19 protein-coding genes are annotated in these 20,825 nt (G+C 68.7%); 12 read left to right on the top strand and 7 right to left on the bottom strand.

Annotated features, from left to right (window positions below; all coding sequences use genetic code 11):
* The first annotated feature begins 2 nt into the window (after window positions 1-2).
* Entirely contained in the window at window positions 3-1,205 is a 1,203-nt protein-coding gene (locus HL658_RS07560) for an acetate/propionate family kinase (protein ID WP_180281341.1), read from the top strand.
* A 106-nt stretch (window positions 1,206-1,311) separates the two neighbouring features.
* Here the strand turns inward: HL658_RS07560 and HL658_RS07555 are convergent, their stop codons facing one another.
* A complete protein-coding gene (locus HL658_RS07555; RefSeq protein WP_180281340.1) occupies window positions 1,312-1,722 on the bottom strand; it encodes a Ros/MucR family transcriptional regulator in 411 nt (136 codons plus the stop codon).
* 29 nt (window positions 1,723-1,751) lie between these two features.
* On the bottom strand, window positions 1,752-2,027 hold the full coding sequence (locus tag HL658_RS07550; protein ID WP_180281339.1) for an HU family DNA-binding protein: 276 nt from the start codon (window positions 2,025-2,027) through the stop codon (window positions 1,752-1,754).
* A 396-nt stretch (window positions 2,028-2,423) separates the two neighbouring features.
* On the opposite strand from HL658_RS07550, the gene HL658_RS07545 reads away from it, so the two are divergent.
* Window positions 2,424-3,437 carry a TerC family protein gene (locus HL658_RS07545; RefSeq protein ID WP_180281338.1) on the top strand — a complete coding sequence of 338 codons (1,014 nt, stop codon included), beginning with the start codon at window positions 2,424-2,426 and terminating at the stop codon, window positions 3,435-3,437.
* Window positions 3,438-3,503: 66 nt separating this feature from the next.
* On the opposite strand, the gene HL658_RS07540 is transcribed toward HL658_RS07545, so the two are convergent.
* Genes HL658_RS07540 through HL658_RS07530 form a run of 3 tightly spaced genes read right to left on the bottom strand, consistent with a single transcriptional unit; the run spans window position 3,504 to window position 5,333 of the window.
* Window positions 3,504-3,959 (bottom strand): HAD family hydrolase, encoded by a 456-nt coding sequence (locus HL658_RS07540; protein ID WP_180281337.1) that lies wholly within the window; start codon window positions 3,957-3,959, stop codon window positions 3,504-3,506.
* On the bottom strand, window positions 3,959-4,612 hold the full coding sequence (locus HL658_RS07535) for a CoA transferase subunit B (RefSeq protein ID WP_180281336.1): 654 nt from the start codon (window positions 4,610-4,612) through the stop codon (window positions 3,959-3,961). The genes HL658_RS07540 and HL658_RS07535 overlap by 1 nt, the downstream gene beginning before the upstream one ends.
* A gap of 19 nt (window positions 4,613-4,631) precedes the next feature.
* The gene (locus tag HL658_RS07530; protein ID WP_180281335.1) at window positions 4,632-5,333 is read right to left on the bottom strand and encodes a CoA transferase subunit A; all 702 of its coding nucleotides are present in this window, start codon (window positions 5,331-5,333) and stop codon (window positions 4,632-4,634) included.
* A gap of 220 nt (window positions 5,334-5,553) precedes the next feature.
* On the opposite strand from HL658_RS07530, the gene HL658_RS07525 reads away from it, so the two are divergent.
* The 9 genes from HL658_RS07525 (at window position 5,554) to HL658_RS07485 (ending at window position 15,493) form a co-directional block, all read left to right on the top strand.
* On the top strand, window positions 5,554-6,687 hold the full coding sequence (locus tag HL658_RS07525) for a polysaccharide pyruvyl transferase family protein (protein ID WP_180281334.1): 1,134 nt from the start codon (window positions 5,554-5,556) through the stop codon (window positions 6,685-6,687).
* 21 nt (window positions 6,688-6,708) lie between these two features.
* Window positions 6,709-8,130 carry an FAD-dependent oxidoreductase gene (locus HL658_RS07520; protein WP_180281333.1) on the top strand — a complete coding sequence of 474 codons (1,422 nt, stop codon included), beginning with the start codon at window positions 6,709-6,711 and terminating at the stop codon, window positions 8,128-8,130.
* Window positions 8,131-8,328: 198 nt separating this feature from the next.
* The gene (locus tag HL658_RS07515; RefSeq protein WP_180281332.1) at window positions 8,329-9,393 is read left to right on the top strand and encodes a tetratricopeptide repeat protein; all 1,065 of its coding nucleotides are present in this window, start codon (window positions 8,329-8,331) and stop codon (window positions 9,391-9,393) included.
* Entirely contained in the window at window positions 9,390-9,743 is a 354-nt protein-coding gene (locus HL658_RS07510; protein ID WP_180281331.1) for a hypothetical protein, read from the top strand. Before HL658_RS07515 ends, HL658_RS07510 begins: the two co-directional genes overlap by 4 nt.
* A 196-nt stretch (window positions 9,744-9,939) precedes the next feature.
* The gene (locus tag HL658_RS07505; RefSeq protein WP_180281330.1) at window positions 9,940-11,541 is read left to right on the top strand and encodes an ABC transporter substrate-binding protein; all 1,602 of its coding nucleotides are present in this window, start codon (window positions 9,940-9,942) and stop codon (window positions 11,539-11,541) included.
* Between the two features lie 79 nt (window positions 11,542-11,620).
* Complete coding sequence (locus HL658_RS07500) at window positions 11,621-12,631, top strand: ABC transporter permease subunit (protein WP_180281329.1); 1,011 nt, start codon at window positions 11,621-11,623, stop codon at window positions 12,629-12,631.
* 7 nt (window positions 12,632-12,638) lie between these two features.
* A complete protein-coding gene (locus tag HL658_RS07495; protein ID WP_180281328.1) occupies window positions 12,639-13,532 on the top strand; it encodes an ABC transporter permease subunit in 894 nt (297 codons plus the stop codon).
* A gap of 3 nt (window positions 13,533-13,535) precedes the next feature.
* Window positions 13,536-14,516 carry an ABC transporter ATP-binding protein gene (locus HL658_RS07490; RefSeq protein ID WP_180281327.1) on the top strand — a complete coding sequence of 327 codons (981 nt, stop codon included), beginning with the start codon at window positions 13,536-13,538 and terminating at the stop codon, window positions 14,514-14,516.
* Entirely contained in the window at window positions 14,513-15,493 is a 981-nt protein-coding gene (locus HL658_RS07485) for a dipeptide ABC transporter ATP-binding protein (protein ID WP_180281326.1), read from the top strand. Before HL658_RS07490 ends, HL658_RS07485 begins: the two co-directional genes overlap by 4 nt.
* Here HL658_RS07485 and HL658_RS07480 read toward each other — a convergent pair.
* Window positions 15,472-16,926 carry an aromatic amino acid lyase gene (locus tag HL658_RS07480; RefSeq protein ID WP_180281325.1) on the bottom strand — a complete coding sequence of 485 codons (1,455 nt, stop codon included), beginning with the start codon at window positions 16,924-16,926 and terminating at the stop codon, window positions 15,472-15,474. The two genes, HL658_RS07485 and HL658_RS07480, sit on opposite strands and share 22 nt — an antisense overlap.
* A gap of 189 nt (window positions 16,927-17,115) precedes the next feature.
* Here HL658_RS07480 and clpB point away from each other — a divergent pair, with 189 nt between their 5' ends.
* Window positions 17,116-19,776: an ATP-dependent chaperone ClpB gene (gene clpB, locus HL658_RS07475; protein ID WP_180281324.1), complete on the top strand. Its 2,661-nt coding sequence runs from the start codon at window positions 17,116-17,118 to the stop codon at window positions 19,774-19,776.
* 43 nt (window positions 19,777-19,819) lie between these two features.
* Here the strand turns inward: clpB and xopAW are convergent, their stop codons facing one another.
* Window positions 19,820-20,773, bottom strand: coding sequence for a XopAW family type III secretion system calcium-binding effector (gene xopAW / locus HL658_RS07470; RefSeq protein ID WP_180281323.1), 954 nt, complete (start codon window positions 20,771-20,773; stop codon window positions 19,820-19,822).
* Window positions 20,774-20,825 lie beyond the last annotated feature (52 nt).

The raw sequence follows: 20,825 nt of genomic DNA, 5'->3' as shown, positions 1-20,825 counted from the left end.
CGATGACCACGCACGGCCGCAACGCCATCCTCGTCATCAACGCCGGGTCCAGCAGCCTGAAGTTCTCGGTGTTCCGCGAGGCCGTGTCGGGTGACGTGGTCGTCGCCGTGAACGGCCAGATCTCCGGCATCGGCACCGAACCGCGTTTCGAGGCGAAGGACACCGCCAAGCGCCTGCTCGCCGACCGGAGCTGGGCGGCGTCGGAACAGGCGGACCGCAAGACGCTGCTGCGCTTCCTGCTGGACTGGATCGAGGAGCATCTGGACGGCGCCCGCCTGATCGCCGCCGGGCACCGGGTGGTGCATGGCGGCGTCCGCTTCTCGCACCCGGTGCTGCTGACCGACGCGGTGATGGAGGAGCTGGACGGGCTGGTGCCCCTGGCGCCCCTGCACCAGCCGCACAACCTGGCGGCCATCCGCGCCCTGGCGGAGGCGCACCCGGAGCTGCCGCAGGTCGCCTGCTTCGACACCGCCTTCCACCGCGGTCAGCCCTGGCAGTCCGGCGCCTTCGCCATCCCGCGGGAGCTGACGGAGGAGGGCATCCGCCGCTACGGCTTCCACGGCCTGTCCTACGAGTTCATCGCCCGCCGCCTGCCGGAGATCGCGCCGGCGCTGGGGGATGCGCGGGTGGTGGTGGCGCATCTCGGCAGCGGCGCCAGCATGTGCGCCATGCACGGCGGGCGCAGCGTGGACAGCACCATGGGCTTCACGGCGCTGGACGGGCTGCCCATGGGCACCCGTTGCGGCACCATCGATCCGGGCGTGCTCATCTACCTCATGCGCAACAAGGGCATGAGCGCCGACGCCATCGAAAAGCTGCTGTACAACCGCTCCGGCCTGCTGGGGGTGTCCGGCGTCTCCAACGACATGCGGGTGCTGCTGGAAAGCGGCGACGCGCACGCGGAGGAGGCGGTGGAGCTGTTCTGTTTCCGCATCGCGCGGGAGACGGGGGCGCTCGCCGCGTCGATGGGCGGGATCGACGCCTTTGTCTTTACCGCCGGAATCGGCGAGCGCTCGGCGCCGATCCGCGAGCGGGTGGGGGCCAGGCTCGGCTGGCTCGGCATCGACATCGACCCCGCGGCGAACGCCGCGAACGAGACGACGATCTCCAGCCCCGCCAGCCGTATTCCGGTGCATGTCATCCCGACCGACGAGGAACGGATGATCGCCGTGCACACCCGCAACGCGCTTGCCGCAAAACGCTGATCCCCCGGAACGCGGAAGGGGCGCTTCCCGCGAAGGAAGCGCCCCTTTTATTGTCGGCGGACAAGCAAGGCAGGGCCGGCGTGGCGCGCGACCCGACCTCCGCCGCTCAATCCTGCACGGCCTTCTTGCGGCCAAGGCCCAGCTTGGTCGCCATTTCCGAACGCGCCTTGGCGTAGTTCGGCGCCACCATCGGGTATTCCGGCGGCAGCGACCACTTCGCGCGGTATTCGTCCGGCGACATGTTGTAGACCGTCTTCAGATGGCGCTTCAGCATCTTCAGCTTCTTGCCATCCTCGAGACAGACGATGTAGTCCGGCGTCACCGACTTCTTGATCGGCACCGCGGCGACCTGCTCGACCTTCGCCGGGGCGGGCTTTTCCTCGCCGAGTCCACGGAAGGCGGACTGAACGTTGTTGATGAGCACCGGCAACTCGTTCACCGGCACGGTGTTGTTGCCGACATAGGCCGCCACCACCTTGGTGGTCAGCGACTGCAACTCGGACGGGTCGATGGGCATCGCGGGCCTCCGGATCGAAAGCGCGGCCGTCAGCCGTTGACGGCGTCGCGGAGTTGCTTGGCCGGCTTGAACTTCGGGGCCTTGGCGGCGGCGATCTTCACGACCTCGCCGGTGCGCGGGTTGCGGCCCTCGCGCTCGGCGCGCTCGGTCACCTCGAAGATGCCGAAGCCGGCGAGGCGCACTTCCTCGCCCTTGCCCAGCGCACCCGTGATCCCCTCGAACACCGCCTGGACGACTTTGGCCGCATCGGCCTTCTTGATCCCGGCATTAGTGGCGACGGTTTCAATCAATTCCGCCTGATTCATTAAGCGACTCCATCTCGTCGATTTCGACTGCGAGTTTTGGGAGTTATTGACCGACAGCCAGACCGGGCACAAGAGCTTAGGGGGGCCGGCGATCCGCGAATACATGAAATCAGTTGAGTTCCAGCCCCACCTGTTGCCGGAATGCATCAATGCAACGCCGTCTGTGTCGAAATTCGCGGCGCGGCAATGCCGGAACCGGCGGAAAGCCGGCCTTTTGAAACGCCGAAGCCACGCCGGGCGGCGGATCGAGTCGGATCGTCCCCCTTGATCGGGGCTGAAGCTTCACCATCTCCGCGATTGTTTGGGTCCGGGCTCCTCTGACGGCCGAGGCGTCGGCCGTGATGTCGGATCCCCTTGAGACACCTGCCGACGCAGCGCCATCAAGTGGGTCTACGTATGGAATTCCTCTTCTTCGACGTGATGGGAAAGCCGGCCTGGGTCTGGCTGACCTTCGTCGGGCTCGTGATCGCCCTCCTTGCTTTCGACCTCGGCGTCCTCAACCGGAAGGACCATGAGATCGGGGTCGCCGAAAGCCTGAAACTGTCGGCCGGCTACATCGCCGTGGCGCTGCTGTTCGGCGCCTGGGTGTGGTGGTCCATGGGCGAGACCGCGGGCGTGCAGTACTACACCGGCTTCTTCATCGAGAAGAGCCTGTCGCTCGACAACGTGTTCGTCATCTCGTTGATCTTCGGCTATTTCGCGATCCCGCGGCAATACCAGCACCGGGTCCTGTTCTGGGGCATCCTGGGGGTGATCGTGCTGCGCGGCATCATGATCGGCGTGGGGGCCGCGCTGGTCACCGAATTCGACTGGATCCTCTATGTCTTCGGCGCCTTCCTGCTGATCACCGGCGTGAAGATGCTGTTCTCCGTCGATCATGTCCCCGACATCGCGAACAACCCGATGCTGCGCTTCCTGCGCAAGCGGATGCGGGTGACCGACGAGATCGAGGGGCACAAGTTCTTCGTGCGCCGCCCCGCCGCGGACGGGTCCGGCCGCGCCGTGCTGTACGCCACCCCGCTGTTCCTGGCCCTGGCGCTGGTGGAGTTCGCCGATCTGGTATTCGCCATCGACAGCGTGCCAGCGATCTTCGCGATCACCACCGACCCCTACATCGTCTACACCAGCAACATCTTCGCAATCCTCGGCCTGCGCGCGCTCTACTTCGCGCTGGCGGCGATGGTGCACCGCTTCCATTACCTGAAATACGCGCTGGCCCTGGTGCTGGTGTTCATCGGCGGCAAGATCTTCTGGAACCAGATCTACGGGAAGGTGGCGCCGGAGATTTCGCTGGGCGTCACGCTGACGCTGCTGATCGCGGGCGTGGTGGTCTCCCTCATCCGCACGCGCAACGAGCCGCCGCCGGCGGTGACGGCGCCGGCGGACGGGCGGGTGACCGCCAAGGGCTGACCGCCAAGGGCTGGCAGTCGAGGACTTACGGTTGCGTGGGCGGGGACGGCGTTCCCCGCCCGCCGTTCAGCGGAAGCCGAGGGCCTGGAGCTCCGCGATGGAGCGGGCGGCTCCGCTGTGCAGGATGAAGGTGCCGCCGGCGCGCACCCAGGGTTCGCGGGCCTTCTCGCGGTCATCCACGAGGACCCGGCCGGGTCCGGCGTGTTTCGCCTTGTCACGCGCCATGCAGGTGATCACGGGGATGGTGGGGCCGAGCATGCGCGCCACCCAGCGCCGCTTCTGGTCGGGCGCCCAGCTTCCCATCGGCAGGCCGGTGAGGATGGTCGGCCGGAAGGGCTCGCAGAAGGCCCAGAGCTCCCGCGCGTCCTCCATGAACGCCAACGTGTTGAAGAAGTCGGGGTGGCGGGACAGCGCCCGCCACATCGCCGGTAGCGGCAGTTCCTCGGGCCGGCGGCCGGTGACCGCGACGACGCCCTGGTCGAAATCGGCCAGGACGCCGTCGAGGTCGAGGAACAGCTCCATCAGGCGAGGCCGGACGCCACCTTGAAGTCCGGCTCCGTCTTCGCGCGGATCTCGTCCACCGTCACGCCGGGGGCGAGCTCGACCAGGGTCATGCCGCCGTCGCCATGCTTATCGACGCTGAAGACGCCGAGGTCGGTGACGATCATGTCGACCACCCGCGTGCCGGTGAGCGGCAGCGAGCATTCCTTCAGGATCTTCTTCTCGTCGCCCTTGGCGACATGCTCCATCACCACGATCACGCGCTTGACGCCCGCGACGAGGTCCATGGCGCCGCCCATCCCCTTCACCATCTTGCCGGGGACCATCCAGTTGGCGATGTCGCCCTTGTCGGTCACCTGCATGGCGCCCAGCACCGACAGGTCGATGTGGCCGCCGCGGATCATGGCGAAGCTGTCGGCCGAGGAGAAGTAGCTGCTGGTCTTCAGCTCGGTGATGGTCTGCTTGCCGGCGTTGATGAGGTCCGGATCCTCCTCCCCCTCGAACGGGAAGGGGCCGATGCCCAGCATGCCGTTCTCGCTCTGCAGCGTCACCTCGATCCCGTCGGGGATGTAGTTGGCGACGAGCGTCGGGATGCCGATGCCGAGGTTGACGTAGAAGCCGTCCTGCAGCTCGCGGGCGGCGCGGGCGGCCATTTCCTCACGGGTCCATGCCATGGTCTGGGTCCTCCCGTTGTCAGGCGCGCTTGCGCACGGTGCGCTGCTCGATGCGCTTCTGGTGGTCCTTCACCTCGATGATCCTCTTCACGAAGATGCCGGGGGTGTGGATGTGGTCGGCGTCCAGCTCGCCGGCGGGAACCAGCGTCTCCACCTCGGCCACCGTCGCCTTGCCGGCGGTCGCCATCATCGGGTTGAAGTTCCGCGCGGTCTTCCGGTAGATCAGGTTGCCTTCGGTGTCGCCCTTCCACGCCTTCACGATGGACAGGTCGGCGACCAGCCCGCGCTCCATGACGAAGGTCTCGCCGTCGAACTCGCGCAGCTCCTTGCCCTCGGCCACCAGCGTGCCGACGCCGGTCTTGGTGAAGAAGGCGGGGATGCCGGCGCCGCCGGCGCGGATGCGCTCGGCCAGCGTGCCCTGCGGGTTGAACTCCAGCTCCAGCTCGCCCGACAGGTACATCTGCGCGAACAGCTTGTTCTCGCCGACGTAGGAGGAGACCATCTTGCGGATCTGCTTGGCCTCCAGCAGGATCCCGAGACCCCAGCCATCGACGCCGCAGTTGTTGGAGATGACGGTGAGGCCGGTGACCCCGCTCTCCCGGATGGCGCCGATCAGGGCCTCCGGAATGCCGCAAAGCCCGAAACCGCCGGCCATGATCGTCATGCCGTCGCGGAGCAGGCCAGCCAGCGCGCTCGTGGCATCTTGGTGGACTTTCTTCATCGGTCGAGCCTCACTAGCCTCCTTCGGGGTGGTGCGTTCCTCGTCGGTCGGCCGCCCCTCCCGGCGGTCCGGCCGGCGCCGCGGTCCATGACGCAACAGCGATATACCGGTGACGATGCGTGACGCCAACTGAAATTGCGGAGCGGCCTGCCGGCCGGCCGCGGAACCACGTCCCGGCCCTCCTGTTGCACCCGCGAACGGAACGGCGGGGGAACGGCGCATGGCGGTCATCGGCATTTCCGGGTCCTACGGCGGTTTGAACACCGGCGACGAGGCCATTCTCACCTCCGCCATCGCCGAGTTGCGGCGGACGGTCCCCGGAGTCGAGATCGTCGTCTTTTCGCGCGACGCGGTCCACACGGCCGCCAACCATCCGGCGGACCGCGTCGTCAACCCGCGCATCGCCATGAAGGGGGAGATCACCCCGGAGGTCGCGCGGCTCGACCTGCTGCTGCTCGGCGGCGGCGGCATCCTTTACGACGCCGAGGCGGAGACCTACCTGCGCGAGGCGGTGATCGCCCAGGCGCATGGAATCCCGACCTTCGCCTTCGCCATCGGGGTGGGGCCGCTGCGCGGAGAGGCGGAACGTCGTGCGGTGCGCAACGGGATGAACCGCATGGCCGGGATCACCGTGCGCGAGCAGAGCGCCAAGCGGCTGCTGGAGGAGATCGGCGTCGAGGTCCCGGTGACCGTCACCGCCGATCCCGCCCTGCTTCTGGAGCCGGAGCCCTTCACCGACGGGATGCTGGCCGAGGTCGGGGTGCCGCGCGACCGGCCGCTGGTCGGCTTCTCCGTGCGCGAGCACGGGGGCGCGGCCCCCGATCTGTCGGAAGCCGCCTATCACGGGCTGCTGGCGGAGGCGGCGGATTTCGCCATCCAACGCTTCGGCGCGCGCATCGTCTTCGTGCCCATGGAACGCGGGGACGTGCGGGAGGCGCACCGCGTCATCGGTTCCATGGCCCTGCCCGAACACGCGCATGTGCTTCCCTACCGCCACCCGCCTCGGCAAATCCTGGGGCTGATGCGGCATCTGGACATGGCCGTGGGCATGCGGCTGCACTTCATGATCTTCGCCGCCATCGCCGGCACGCCGCTGATCGCGCTGCCCTACGCGTCCAAGGTATCGGATTTCCTCGAATCGCTGGGCATCGAGCGGCGGTCGCTGCGCAGCCGGGCCGGCACCTTCCTCGCCGATCTCGACCGGCTGTGGGACCACCGCGGGCGGCACAGGGAGCAGGTGGCCTCGCGTCTCCCGGCGATCCGGGAAGCCGCGCGCCAGACCGCGCCGCTGGCCACGGCGATCGTTGCGCCGCGTGACAAGGAGCCCGGCCCCCCGGTTGTCGACCGGAGGTGAGCGACAACGACGGAGGATGATGTGCCGTTCCTGACCTGCCCTTCCACGCCCGATGCGGTGACGTTGCCGCCGCGGCGGGCGACGCGGGTGTGCCGGTGCGACGTGCTGGTGGTCGGCGGCGGCCCGGCCGGGATGGGTGCCGCGCTGGGTGCCGCGCAGGCCGGTGCCGACACCGTTCTGGTCGAACGGTACGGCTTCCTCGGCGGCAACGCCACGGCGGCGCTGGTGATGCCCTGGATGTCCTTCTACACCCAGCGGGGGTCGGTGGCCGAGGTGGACAACACCCGCCTGATGCCGCAGGACCACGGGCCGGGCGAGGCGGTGGTGGGCGGCGCTCTGGCCACCTTCCTCGGCCGGCTCTACCAGCACCAGGGCGCCATTCCGCCGTCGCCCGACACCGGCTTCACGGTGCCCTTCGACCCCGAGATCCTGAAGGTCTCCATCCAGGAGATCCTCGACGAGAGCGGGGTGAAGGTTCTGCTGCACGCCTTCGCCTCCGGTGTTGTGGGCGAGCCGGGGCGCCCGTCCGGGGTGGTGTTCGAGACCAAGTCGGGTCCGGTCGTGGTCGAGGCAGCGACCATCGTCGATTGCACGGGCGACGGCGACGTGGCCGCGGCGGCCGGCTGCGAGTACGAGGTCGGCCGTGAGGACGACGGTCTCGTCCAGCCGATGACGCTGATGTTCCGCATGGTGGGGTTCGACCATGCGGCCTTCGCCGGCTATGTGCGGGAGCGGCCGGACCAATGGCGGGGCGTGCACGGGCTGTGGGAACTGGTCGCCAGGGCCACGGAGGCGGGCGAGCTGGACCTGCCGCGGGAGGACATCCTGTTCTTCGCCACCGCGAACGCGGGCGAAGTGGCGCTGAACTGCACGCGGGTGACCGGCGTGCTGGGGACGGACGTGTGGGACCTCACCCGCGCGGAGTGGCAGAGCCGCTACCAGATGGCGGCCATCGCCGCCTTCATGCGCCGGCATGTGCCGGGCTTCGAACGGTCCTACGTCGCGCAGAGCGGTGTCGGCATCGGGGTGCGTGAGACGCGGCGCATCCTCGGCCGCTACCGCATGACCGTCGACGATGTTCTCGGCGCCCGGAAGTTTCCCGACGCCGTGGCGCGCGGCACCTATCCGGTCGACATCCACAACCCCAAGGGCAGGGGAACCACGCTGCGGCGCGTGCCGTCGGGCGAGTGGTACGAGATTCCCATGGGCGCGCTGATTCCACGGGAGGTCGACGGGCTGCTCGTGGCGGGCCGCTGCATCTCCGGAACGCACGAGGCCCACTCGTCCTACCGGGTGACGCCCACCTGCATGGCGACGGGCCAGGCCGCCGGTGCCTGCGCCGCCCTGGCCGCCCGCAGCGGCGAGCGGGTCCGGGATGTCGCTGTCGGTGCGGTCCAGCGCGAACTGCTCGGACAGGGCGCCCTGCTGCGCCCTCCGGGGTGAGGCGGCGACAACGCATCGCCGTACGCGAAAACCGGCAGAGCGCACTTGACGCTCCGCGCGTAACCGTATCACCTTCTCACGATTTGGGGTTAACACCGATGGCGCCGAGTCGTCCACGGGGAGGGATCGCCGTCTGCGGGTGCAGGATGCGGCGGTTCCCGGGCGGCTTGTGGAGCGTCGGGACCATGGGGGAAGGGAATGTTCGACTTCGGCATTCTGACACTGCCGATCATCGGCTTGGCGACCCTGCTGGGCTTTGGCATCTACAACGGCGCGGAAATCGTCGTGGAGCCGATCAAGGTTCCGCATGCGCTCGAGGATCAGGGGTTCAGTTCGGCGGTGGTCACGCGCCATCTGACCGACGAGGTGCGACGCGTCGGCCGCATCGCCGATTCTTCGATACGCACGGTGGATGTCGATTTTGAACAGGCCGACCGGTCGTTCAACGCGGTCACCGACTATTTCGACGTCACCCACCTCGTGGATGCGGTGCGGCAGACGGTGGGGCTGGTGCCCTACTATTTCAGCGGTGAGATGGTGTTGATCGGCAACGATGTCGAGTTCCGCGTGCGGGCCTACCCGTACCACGGTCTCGTCCGCGAATTCCGGCACCGGGCGCCGCTCGAAAAGGTGGACTCGACGATCATCGCCGCCTCGTTCGACATGCTGAAGGTGATCGACCCCTATCTGGCCGGTCTCTACACCCGGCGGACGGAAGAGCGGGAAGGCAGCAAGGATTTTCCCCGGACTTTCGCCGCCATCGAATACGCGGCCACCGCCACCGCCCCGTCTGACCAGCATTATGTCCACAACCTGTGGGCCCGAACGCTGCTGATGGCCGGCCGACCGGATGAAGCCATGCGCGTTGCCGACGCCGCCATCGCGTTGAAGCCGGACTTCGCCAACGCCTACTACTCCAAAGCCGTGATCCTGGCTTCGGTCGGACGGGCCGAGGAATCGCTGCCCTATTATGAGCGGGCGGTGAACCTGCGCAAGGAGCAGGGTGAGATTTGGGTCGATTATGCCAAGACGCTCGAAAGCATGGGGCGGCCCGACGAGGCGGTGGCCTTGATGCGCCGCGCCAATCTCGAAATTCCCCGTGATCCGGACGTGTACCATTATCTGGGAAAGATTTTGGTGAAGCAAGGCAAGCGCGACGAGGCGATCATGGTATTCCGCCAGGCGATGGCGCTCGCCGACCGGAACGACAAGTATTTCGAAGACTACCGGCAGGCGCTGCTGTCGGCCGGAGGAAAGCCGTGAGCGGCCGGTACGCCGCCGCGGCGGCCTGCATCCTTGCGCTGGTCGCCGCACCGGCCGCATGGGCCGCCGGCAAGATCAACAATGATCCCGAGTCACGCCGGCTGGCCACGGAGTGCCTGTTGAAAGCGGCCGAGAAGCTGCCGAAGATATCCGGTCTGTCCATCGTCGGCGATGCGCTGGACCAGCATGGCGACCTGTTCGTCGGCAGCTTTTTCGTCAACGCCGTTCACCGGCAGGTGTATTTCGATTTCCAGTGCCTTGCCGCCCAGGTCACCATCACCGATCTGCAAGGCAAGGCGACCTCCGCGAAGCGGATCGACAAGTTGTGGATGGATCTGCGCATTCCCTGACGGCGGCACGCCGGGGCCAAGCTCCCGGCTCGCCGTGCATGGCGGCGTTCCGGGGGCGGGCCCACGGATTGTATCCCGTTCCCCGGTCTCGCGGTGATCGTCGTTGACACGGACAGGGGACGGTTTCTTATATGCTTGGGATCGTCCCGCCGAATCATGGTGGACGACCGTCGTCCGATTGCGGGAGGCTACCTGAATGAAGCGCATCCTCATGGGTGCCGGGCTTGGCATGGTTGCGGCCCTGGCGCTGGCGGCACCGGCCAACGCCGCCAAGACCCTCGTCTACTGCTCCGAGGGGAGCCCCGAAAACTTCAACCCGTCGCTGAACACCACCGGCACCAGCCACGACGTTTCCCTCCCCGTCTACAACAACCTCGTGGAATTCGACCGCGGCACCACCAAGGTGATTCCCGCGCTGGCCGAATCCTGGACGGTGTCGGACGATGGTCTGGTCTACACCTTCGCGTTGCGCAAGGGTGTGAAGTTCCACGCGGTCGGGGATTTCAAGCCGACCCGTGACTTCACCGCGGACGACGTGATCTTCTCCTTCGAGCGGCAGTGGAAGAAGGAAAACCCCTTCCACAAGGTGTCGGGCGGCGCGTACGACTACTTCGCCGACATGTCGATGCCGGACCTGCTGAAGTCCATCGAGAAGGTGGACGACCACACCGTCCGCTTCACGCTGAACAAGGTCGAGGCGCCGTTCATCGCCAACCTCGCCATGCCCTTCGCGTCGATCATGTCGGCCGAATACGCCGACGCGATGCTGAAGAAGAACACACCGGAGAAGGTCGACCAGACCCCGGTCGGCACCGGCCCCTTCCAGTTCGTCGCCTACCAGAAGGACGCGGTCATCCGCTACAAGGCGTTCGAGCAGTATTGGGGCGGGCGGCAGCCGCTCGACAACCTGGTCTTCGCGATCACCCCGGACGCGGCCGTCCGCTACGCCAAGCTGAAGGCGGGCGAGTGTCACGTCGCCTCCTACCCGAATCCGGCCGACATCCCCGCGATGAAGAGCGACCCGGCCGTGACGGTGATGGAGCAGGAAGGGCTGAACGTCGGCTACGTCGCCTTCAACGTGTCCAAGAAGCCGTTCGACGACGTGCGCGTGCGCCGCGCCGTGAGCATGGCGGTGGACAAGAAGACCATCGTCGACGCGGTCTATCAGGGTGCCGGCAAGCCGGCGAAGAACCCGATCCCGCCCACCATGTGGTCCTACAACGACAAGGTCGAGGATTACCCCTACGACGTCGAGAAAGCCAAGAAGCTGCTGGCCGACGCCGGCCTCGCCAACGGCTTCGAGATCGACCTGTGGGCCATGCCGGTGCAGCGCCCCTACAACCCGAACGCCAAGCGGATGGCCGAGATGATCCAGGCCGATCTCGCCAAGGTCGGCATCAAGGCCACCATCAAGCAGTTCGAGTGGGGCGAGTACCGCAAGCGGCTGCAGGCCGGCGAGCACCAATTCGGCATGCTCGGCTGGACCGGCGACAACGGCGATCCCGACAACTTCCTCTACACGCTGCTCGGCTGCGAGGCCGCCCGCGTGGGCGGCAACAACATCGCCAAGTGGTGCAACGACGAGTTCAACGGCCTGATCACCGAAGCCAAGCGCACCACCGACCAGGCGGCGCGCACCAAGCTCTACGAGCAGGCGCAGGTGATCTTCAAGGAGGAGACTCCGTGGCTGCCGATGGCTCACTCGGTGGTCTACATGGCGTTGTCCCCGAAGGTCGTCGGCTACAAGATGGACCCGTTCGGTCTGCACCCGTTCGCCGGCGTGGACATGAAGCAGTAACCGGCGGCAACATTTCCTGGACAATTGCGGCAAGGGGGCGTAGGCCCCCTTGCTTCGTTTCGAAGATGGCCTTTCCCCGATGCTGCGCTTCATCCTGACGCGGGCCAGCCTGCTCATTCCCACCTTTCTCGGGGTGACGCTGCTGACCTTCCTTCTGATCCGGCTGGTGCCCGGCGACCCCATCGAGGTGCGCGTGGGCGAGCGCGGCATCTCGCCGGAGCGGCTGGCCCAGTTCCGGCACGAGCTGGGGTTGGACCAGCCTTTGTGGAAACAGTTCCTCGACTATATCGGCGGCGTGCTGTCGGGCGATCTCGGTACGTCGCTGGTGACGCACAACCCGGTGCTCCAGGAATTCCTGACGCTGTTTCCGGCGACGATCGAGCTTGCCTTCATGGCCATGCTGTTCGCCAGCGTCGTCGGGCTGCCGGCGGGCATCGTCGCCGCGGTCAAGCGCGGCTCGTGGTTCGACCATGGGGTGATGGGGCTGAGCCTGACCGGCTATTCCATGCCGATCTTCTGGTGGGGGCTGCTGCTGATCCTGCTGTTCTCGGTCAATCTGGGCTGGACGCCGGTGTCGGGGCGGCTCGACCTGCTCTATTACGTGGAGCCGGTGACCGGCTTCATGCTGATCGACACGCTGTTGGTGGGCGAATACGGCGCCTTCTGGTCGGCGCTGGAGCATCTGATCCTGCCCACGGTCGTGCTCGGAACCATCCCGCTGGCGGTGGTGGCGCGCATGACCCGCTCGGCCATGCTTGAGGTCCTGGGGGAGGACTACATCCGCACCGCGCGGGCGAAGGGGCTGAACAGCCGCCGCGTGGTCGGGCTGCACGCGCTGCGCAACGCGCTGATCCCGGTGGTGACCGTCATCGGCCTGCAGGTCGGCACGCTGCTGGGCGGGGCCATCCTGACGGAGACGATCTTTTCCTGGCCCGGGGTGGGCAAATGGTTGATCGAATCGATCAACCGCCGCGACTATCCCGCACTCCAGGGCGGCGTGCTGCTGATCGCCAGCACGGTGATGGCGGTCAACCTGCTGGTCGATCTGCTCTACGGGGTGCTGAATCCCCGCATCCGACACGCCCGGTGAGGTCCATATGACGACCGACGTTCAACCCGTCGCCTCCCGCCCGCCGCACCCTTTGGCCGAGACCTGGTACCATTTCCGCCAGAACCACGGCGCCGTGCTGGGGCTGGTGGTGATCACCGCCATCACCATTGTGGCGATCCTGGCCGACGTGATCGCGCCGCATTCCCCGATCGCCCAGTACCGCGACAGCATCCTGGCACCGCCGGTGTGGCATGATGCGGGGAGCTGGCGCTTCATCCTGGGCACCGACGACATCGGGCGCGACATGCTGTCCCGCCTGATCCACGGCGCCCGCCTGTCGATGATGATCGGCGTCATCGTCGTGACCCTGTCGCTGGCGGTGGGGTTGGGGCTGGGGATGGTCGCCGGCTTCTTCGGCGGCATCACCGACGTGCTGGTGATGCGCTTCATGGACATCCTGCTGTCGCTGCCCAGCCTGCTGCTGGCCGTGGTGGTCGCGGCGATCCTGGGGCCGGGGCTGTTCAACGCCATGCTGGCCGTGTCGGTGGTTGTGGTGCCGCATTACGCCCGCCTGACCCGGGCGGCTGTCATGGCCGAGATGTCGAAGGACTATGTCATCGCCTCACGGGTGGCCGGGGCGGGGCCGCTGCGGCTGATGCTGGTGGTGGTGCTGCCGAACTGCGCGGCCCCGCTGATCGTGCAGGCCACGCTGGGCTTTTCCACCGCCATCCTGGACGCGGCCGCGCTCGGCTTCCTGGGCCTCGGTGCGCAGCCGCCGACGCCGGAATGGGGCACCATGCTGGCGTCGTCCCTGCAATTCCTGCAACGCGCGCCGTGGGTCGTGACCTGGCCCGGCGTGGCGATCCTGGTCACCGTGCTCGCCTTCAACCTGCTGGGTGACGGCCTGCGCGATGCCCTGGACCCGAAGCTGAAGCGCTGAACCATGCCGCTGCTCGATATCCAGAACCTCTCCGTCGCCTTTTCCACCCGTGCCGGCACCTTCCGGGCCGTGGACGGCATCGACCTGCAGGTCGATGAGGGGGAGGTGGTCGGCATCGTCGGCGAGTCCGGGTCGGGCAAGTCGGTGACCTCGCTGGCGGTGATGGGGCTGATCCCGTCCGCCGGGACGGTCATTGCCGACCGCATGAGCTTCGCGGGGACCGACCTGCGCACGCTCAGCCGGTCGCAACGGCGGCGGATCACCGGCAAGGACGTCGCCATGGTGTTCCAGGAACCCATGACGAGCCTGAACCCCTGCTTCACCGTCGGCTTCCAGATCGGCGAATCGCTGAAGGTGCACGAGGGGCTGTCGGGCCGGGCGCTCCGCCACCGCACCATCGAGCTGCTGGAGCAGGTCGGCATCCCCGCCCCGGAAAGCCGGCTGTCGGCCTTTCCGCACCAGCTCTCGGGCGGCATGAACCAGCGGGTGATGATCGCCATCGCGATCGCCTGCAACCCGCGCCTGCTGATCGCCGATGAGCCGACGACGGCGCTGGACGTGACCATCCAGAAGCAGATCCTGGACCTGCTGGTCGGGCTCCAGCGCGACCGTGGCATGGCGCTGATCCTGATCACCCACGACATGGGCGTGGTGGCGGAGACGGCGCACCGCGTGGTCGTCATGTACGCCGGGCAGGTGGCGGAGACTCGCTCCGCGACCGAGCTGTTCGAGCGGCCGCGCCATCCCTACACCGGCGCGCTGCTCGACGCGCTGCCGGAGCGGGCGCTGGGCCGCCGTCGGCTGCCGACCATCCCCGGCGTGGTTCCCGGCATCGCCGATCGGCCGCAGGGCTGCCTGTTCAACCCGCGCTGCCCGCGAGCGCAGGACCGTTGCCGCGCCGAGCGGCCGGCGCTGCTCGCCGACGACGCGGGGCGCGCCCGCTGCTTCTATCCGCTCAATTCCCAGTCGGAGGTGACGGCGTGACCGCGTCCCAGCCGATCGTTCTCCAGGCCGACCAGCTCCGCAAGCATTACGGGGTGGCGCGCGGCCTGTTCAAGCCGCAGGCGACCGTGCGGGCGCTGGACGGCGTGTCCTTCGCGCTGCCGGCCGGCAGGACGCTGGCCGTGGTCGGCGAGTCCGGCTGCGGCAAGTCCACCCTGGCCCGCGCCGTCACGCTGATCGAGCCGCCCACCGACGGGCGTCTGCTCTACGACGGCCGCGATGTGTCCGGCCACACGGCGGCCGAGCTGAAGAGCCTGCGGCGCACCGTGCAGATGGTGTTCCAGAACCCCTACGGATCGCTGAACCCGCGCAAGACGGTGGGCTCCATCCTGGCCGAGCCGCTGGTCATCAACACCCCCATGGGCAAGGCCGAGCGGCGGGACCGGGCCTTGCAGATGATGGCGAAGGTGGGGCTGCGTCCCGACCAGATCGACCGCTACCCGCACATGTTCTCCGGCGGCCAGCGCCAGCGCATCGCCATCGCCCGTGCGCTGATGCTGAACCCGCGGGTCGTGGTGGCGGACGAGCCGGTGTCGGCGCTCGACGTGTCGATCCAGGCTCAGGTGCTGAACCTGTTGATGGACCTGCAGGAGGAGCTGGAGCTCGCCTACCTCTTCATCTCCCACGATTTGAGCGTGGTCCGGCACATCGCCGACGCGGTGATGGTGATGTATCTCGGCCGGCCGGTGGAGCATGGGCCGAAGGACGTGGTGTTCAGCCGGCCGCGGCACCCCTACACCCGCATCCTGATGGCCGCCACGCCGCGCGTGAACCCGGAGCTGCGGGGTGAGCGGGTGACGCCGAAGGGCGAGCTGCCGTCGCCCCTGAACCCGCCGCCCGGCTGCCACTTCCACCGGCGCTGCCCGCACGCCACCGACCGCTGCTCGGCGGAGGTCCCGGCGCTCCGGGACGTCGATGGGCGGCTGGTCGCCTGCCACTACGCCGAACAGATGGCCTGAGCCTCCGCGCGGACGGCATCGACGAGGGGCGCGAGGTCGAACACACGCTCCCCTTCCGAGCCGATGGGCAGCAGCGGCAGGATGACGCCCACCGCCGGCCGCAGGCCACGGCCCAGGGCGTCGGCCGGAACGCCGCGGCGGTGGATGGCCCAGGCGGCGGTTGCCGCCTCGATCGTCACGACGGTCCAGGCCGCCTCGATCATCCGGTCGGTTTCCGCGACCGCTTGCGGCGCCATGCCGGCGATGTCCTCCACCCCGTCGCAGACCTGCCCGCGGTATTGCGGGGTGGCGGGCGTGGCCGCCATGCGGGCGGTCGCCAGGGCGGCGGCCAGGATGTGGCCGAGGTTGAGGAACTGCACGCCGCCGGCCGCCCCGTTCTCGTCGGCAAGGCCGGTGGGCAGGCCGCTGAAGGCCGGCCAGTGCAGCTTGTGCATGCGCTCCCCCGACGCGTCCAGCGCCTTGGCGGCGGCCAGCCGCAGCGTGTCGAGCGCCAGGGCGGGCAGGGTGCTTTCCATGGCCCCGTGCGAGACGGGGCGCCCAGCCTCGAGGTCGATCAGCGGGTTGTCCACCGCTGCGTTCAGCTCGACCGACCAGATTCCGCAGGCCCAGTCCAGCGCGGCGTGCAGAGCGCCGTTGACCAGCGGTGTGCAGCGCAGGCTCAGCGGGTCCTGGAGGAAGCGCGGCTCTCCAGCCTCCCAGAGGCGGCTGCCGTCGAGCAGGGCGCGCAGCCGGCAGGCCGCGGCGATGTGGCCGGGCTGGGGGTGGGCGCGTTCGATCGGCTCGCTCCAGGCGCCGGGGTTGCCGCGGAAGCCTTCCAGGGTCAGCGCCGCGGCGAGATCGAGGCCGGCGAGCAGGCTGCGCATGGCGTCCAGCGCCAGGGCCCCCTGCGCCAACGTCAGCGCGTTGCTGTTCATCAGCGACAGCGCCTCCTTGGCAGCCAGCCCGCCCAGCGCCTCCATCACGGGAACGGCGAGCTGCGACAGCGCCACGATGTCGGACGCGCCGATGGAGCTGCCGAGCCGCACCGGCGGCAGGTCGCCGCGGTTCAGCCGGTCGAGCAGCGCCTCCGCCAGCACCCGCCGCACCCCCGACCGGCCGGTGGCGAACAGGTTGAGCTGGAGGATGCAGGCGGCGCGCACCAGCTCCGGCGGCGCCTCGGGACCAGGAGCGCGGGTGGCGTGGGCGGTGATCAGGCGGCGGTTGAAATCGGCCAGCGCCGCGGCCCCGACGGCGAAGTCCTTCTGCGACCCGACCCCGGTCGTGATGCCGTAGGCGGGAACGCCATCGGCCAACATGGCGTCGACCACCGCGCGGCCGGCGTCGATGCGCGCCCAGGCATCGGGGGCGAGGGCGACCGGTGCCGGGCGGCGTGCCGACGCGACCAGCGCGTCGAGGGTGAGGGACTGGCCGTCCAGCATCAGGGGGGCGGTCATCGGTGGCTCCGGGTCGTTTGACGGCGAAGCATCGCCATGGCGCCGGGATGCCGGTCAAGGCCCTCTTGAACGCGGCGCGCCATTAACCATTTGGAACATCGTGGCGACGGAGGGCGGCGCGGACAACGCGGGCCCGGGACGGCGCCAACCCGCGCCGATGACGGGCGGGTGACCATAACGGAGTGCCGCATGGACTTCGAGAATTTCACCGAGCGCGCCCGGAGTGCGCTCCAGGCTGCGCAGATGGCCGCCCTGGCCGGTCGGCACCAGCAGCTTCTCCCCGAACACCTCGTCAAGGCGCTGATCGACGATGGCGACGGCATGGCCCGCCGCATCCTGCGCGACGCCGGTGGTGATCCGGACCTGCTGAAGACCGCGGCCGAGGAGTCGCTGAAGCGGCTTCCCGCCGTGCTCGGCAACGGCCCGCACCCCGTCTACATGTCGCCACAGCTCGCGAGCGTCCTGCAGACCGCCGCGGAATCCGCGCGCGGGGCCGGTGACCGCTTCGTCACCGCTGAACGGCTGCTGGAATCGCTGGTCAAGCAGGCCGGGCCGATGCGCGCGCTCTTCGCCCGCGCCGGGGTCAACCCGGAGGGTGTGGCGCTGGCGGTGGAACAGCTCCGCAAGGGCCGCAAGGCCGATGCGGCCTCGGCCGAGCAGGGCTGGGAGGCGCTGAAGAAGTACGCCCGCGACCTGACCGAGGAGGCGTTGCAGGGCCGTCTCGATCCCGTGATCGGGCGCGACGACGAGATCCGGCGCACCATCCAGGTGCTGGCGCGGCGCACCAAGAACAACCCCGTCCTGATCGGCGAGCCCGGCGTCGGCAAGACCGCGGTGGTCGAAGGTCTGGCCCAGCGGCTGGCCGCCGGTGACGTGCCGGAGGGGCTGAAGGATCGGCGGGTGCTGGCGCTCGACCTGACCTCCCTGCTGGCCGGGGCCAAGTTCCGCGGCGAGTTCGAGGAGCGGTTGAAGTCCGTGCTGGCGGAGGTTCAGGCGTCGGAGGGGCGGATCATCCTGTTCATCGACGAGCTGCACACGCTGGTCGGCGCCGGCCGCACCGACGGGGCGATGGACGCCTCCAACATGCTGAAGCCGGCGCTCGCTCGCGGCGAGCTGCGCTGCGTCGGCGCCACCACGCCCGACGAGTACCGCCGCTACATCGAGAAGGACGCGGCCCTCGCCCGGCGCTTCCAGCCGGTGAACGTGGACGAGCCGTCGGTGGACGACGCCGTGTCGATCCTGCGCGGCATCAAGGGCAAGTACGAGGTGCACCACGGCGTGCGCATCACCGACGCCGCGGTTGTCTCGGCCGTGCAGCTCTCGCACCGCTACATCGGCGACCGGCGTCTGCCCGACAAGGCGATTGATCTGGTGGACGAGGCGTCTTCGCGCCTGCGGCTGGCGATCGACAGCAAGCCGGAGGAGCTGGACGCGGTCAACCGGCGCGTCGCCCAGCTCAAGATCGAACGGGAGGCGCTGAAGGCCGAGCCCGACGCCGCCAGCCAGGACCGGCTGCATAAGCTGGAGGACGAGCTGGTCGAGGTCGAGGCGAAGCTGGCGTCGATGGAGGAGGTGTGGCGCAACTCCCAGTCCCGGCGCAGCACCGGCCGCCAGCTCAAGGAGGAGCTGGACCAGGCGCGCACCAAGCTGGAGCAGGCGCAGCGCGAGGGTGCCTGGGCACGGGCCGGTGAGCTGGCCTATGGCGTGATCCCCGACCTGGAGCGGCGTCTGGCCGAGGCCGAGGCGCGCGCCACCACCGAGCGGGAGGAGGTGACCGCGCGCGACATCGCGGCCGTCGTCACCCGCTGGACCGGCATCCCGGTGGACCGGATGCTGGAGGGCGAGCGCGAGCGGCTGAAGGGCATGGAGGACAAGCTGGGCGAGCGCGTCGTCGGCCAGCGCGACGCGGTGCGCGCGGTGTCGAAGGCGGTGCGGCGGGCGCGGGCGGGTCTGAAGGATCCGAACCGGCCGACCGGCTCCTTCCTGTTCCTGGGGCCGACCGGCGTGGGCAAGACGGAGCTGGCGAAGGCGCTGGCATCCTTCCTGTTCGACGACGAGAACGCCATCACCCGGCTCGACATGTCGGAGTACATGGAGAAGCACACGGTCAGCCGCATGATCGGCTCGCCCCCGGGCTATGTCGGTTACGACGACGGCGGCTCGCTGGCCGAGAAGATCCGGCGCCGGCCCTATCAGGTCGTGCTGCTGGACGAGGTGGAGAAGGCCCACCCCGACGTGCTGAACGTGCTGCTCCAGGCGCTCGATGACGGGCGGCTTACGGACGGGCAGGGCCGCACCGCGGACTTCCGCAACGCGATCCTGATCATGACGTCGAACCTCGGTGCCGACGCGCTGTCGGCGCTGGGCGAGAACGAGTCCATGGACGCCGCGCGGATGGAGGTGATGGACGCCGTGCGCAAGGCCTTCCGGCCGGAGTTCCTGAACCGGCTGGACGACGTGCTGATCTTCCGCCGGCTGGGACGCGAGCAGATGGCCCGGATCGTCGATATCCAGCTCGCCCGCGTCAACGAGCGGCTGGCCGAGCGTGGCCTGACGTTGGTGGCCGACGAGGCGGCGAAGGAGCGGCTGGCCGATTTCGGCTGGGATCCGGCCTTCGGTGCCCGCCCGCTGAAGCGGTCGATCCAGAGCCTCGTCGAGGATCCGATCGCCGAGCGGCTGGTGGACGGCGACATCACCGACCGCACCACGCTGGTGCTGACGGTGGAGGATGGCCGTCTGACGCTGGACGGCGTGCCGGTGGAGGACGACCGCAGCGCCGGCTTCAAGGCGCCGGAGCGTCCGCAGCTCGGCTTCGCCCTGCCGGCGCGGACCGCGGCGTCGGTCCACTGACGGAACGGGCCGGGGGCACACCCCCCGGCCCGTCATCGGGTCGTCACGCGGCCAGTTCGTTCACGTTCTGGAACAGGGCCGCCAACGTCGCGCCGCCCAGCCGGCTCGACAGAGCCGATGTCGAGGTCATCGACTGGGTTGCGGCGGCCCGTTCCTGCGCGGAGACGGTGCCGTCCTCGTTGGTGTCCAGCGGGTCATAGCTGCTGGACCCGGACGACCCGCTCACCTGGCCGCCGCCACCCGACGGGGGCGCCGACGAGGAGATGGCGGAGCTCAGCTCGTCGGTGGTGACGGAGCCGTCCTCGTCACTGTCGAGGCTGGAGAAGAGCGACGACGCGTCGGTCGACTCGTTCCCGGACTGGGACAGGGCCGCGGTCAGCTCGTCCTCGCTGAGGGAGCCGTCCTCGTCACTGTCGAAGTTCGACATCAGGTCGGACGCAAGCTCGTCCGCGCTGGCCATGGGCGGAGGCGGCGGGGGCGGTGCCGCCGACTCCAACGCCGAACTCAGCTCCTCGGTGGTGACGGAGCCATCCTCATCGCTGTCCAGGCTGGCGAACAGCTCGGAGGCATCGGTGCTGTCATCGCCGGATTCCGACAGCGCCGACGTCAGCTCATCCTCGCTGATCGTCCCGTTCTCGTCGCTGTCGAGGCTGGACATCAGGTCGGACGCCATTTGCTCCGTGTCCGGCGGCGGGGGTGGCGGCCTGCCGGACCCGAACGATCCGACCGTATCCGTGCCGGACGAGCCGGTCGCCGTCTCCTCCTGCGCCGACAGCAGCGCCGACGCGCTGCTGTAGTCGAAGCGGCTGGCGAAGGACGAGAATTCCGACTTGCCGACGGTCCCGCTGCTGTCGCTGTCTACAGTGGAGAACAGCTCCTGAGCCAGCGACGATCCCGAGGACCCGCTCCCAGACACCGACGCGGTGGAGGATTTCTGAAGGAGCTGGAGGATGGACGCCGCCCCGCCGCTCCCGTATTGACCGATTCCGGACACCATGACCGCCACTCCCGCTCCAGGAACGGCGAATGGGCCGCCGCATCCCGCTCCT

It is taken from the genome of Azospirillum oleiclasticum (assembly GCF_013423485.1).
GTDB classification, from domain to species: Bacteria; Pseudomonadota; Alphaproteobacteria; order Azospirillales; family Azospirillaceae; genus Azospirillum; species Azospirillum oleiclasticum.
Note: the sequence above shows the minus strand (reverse complement) of the source record. Positions and strands in the feature narration are given on the sequence as shown.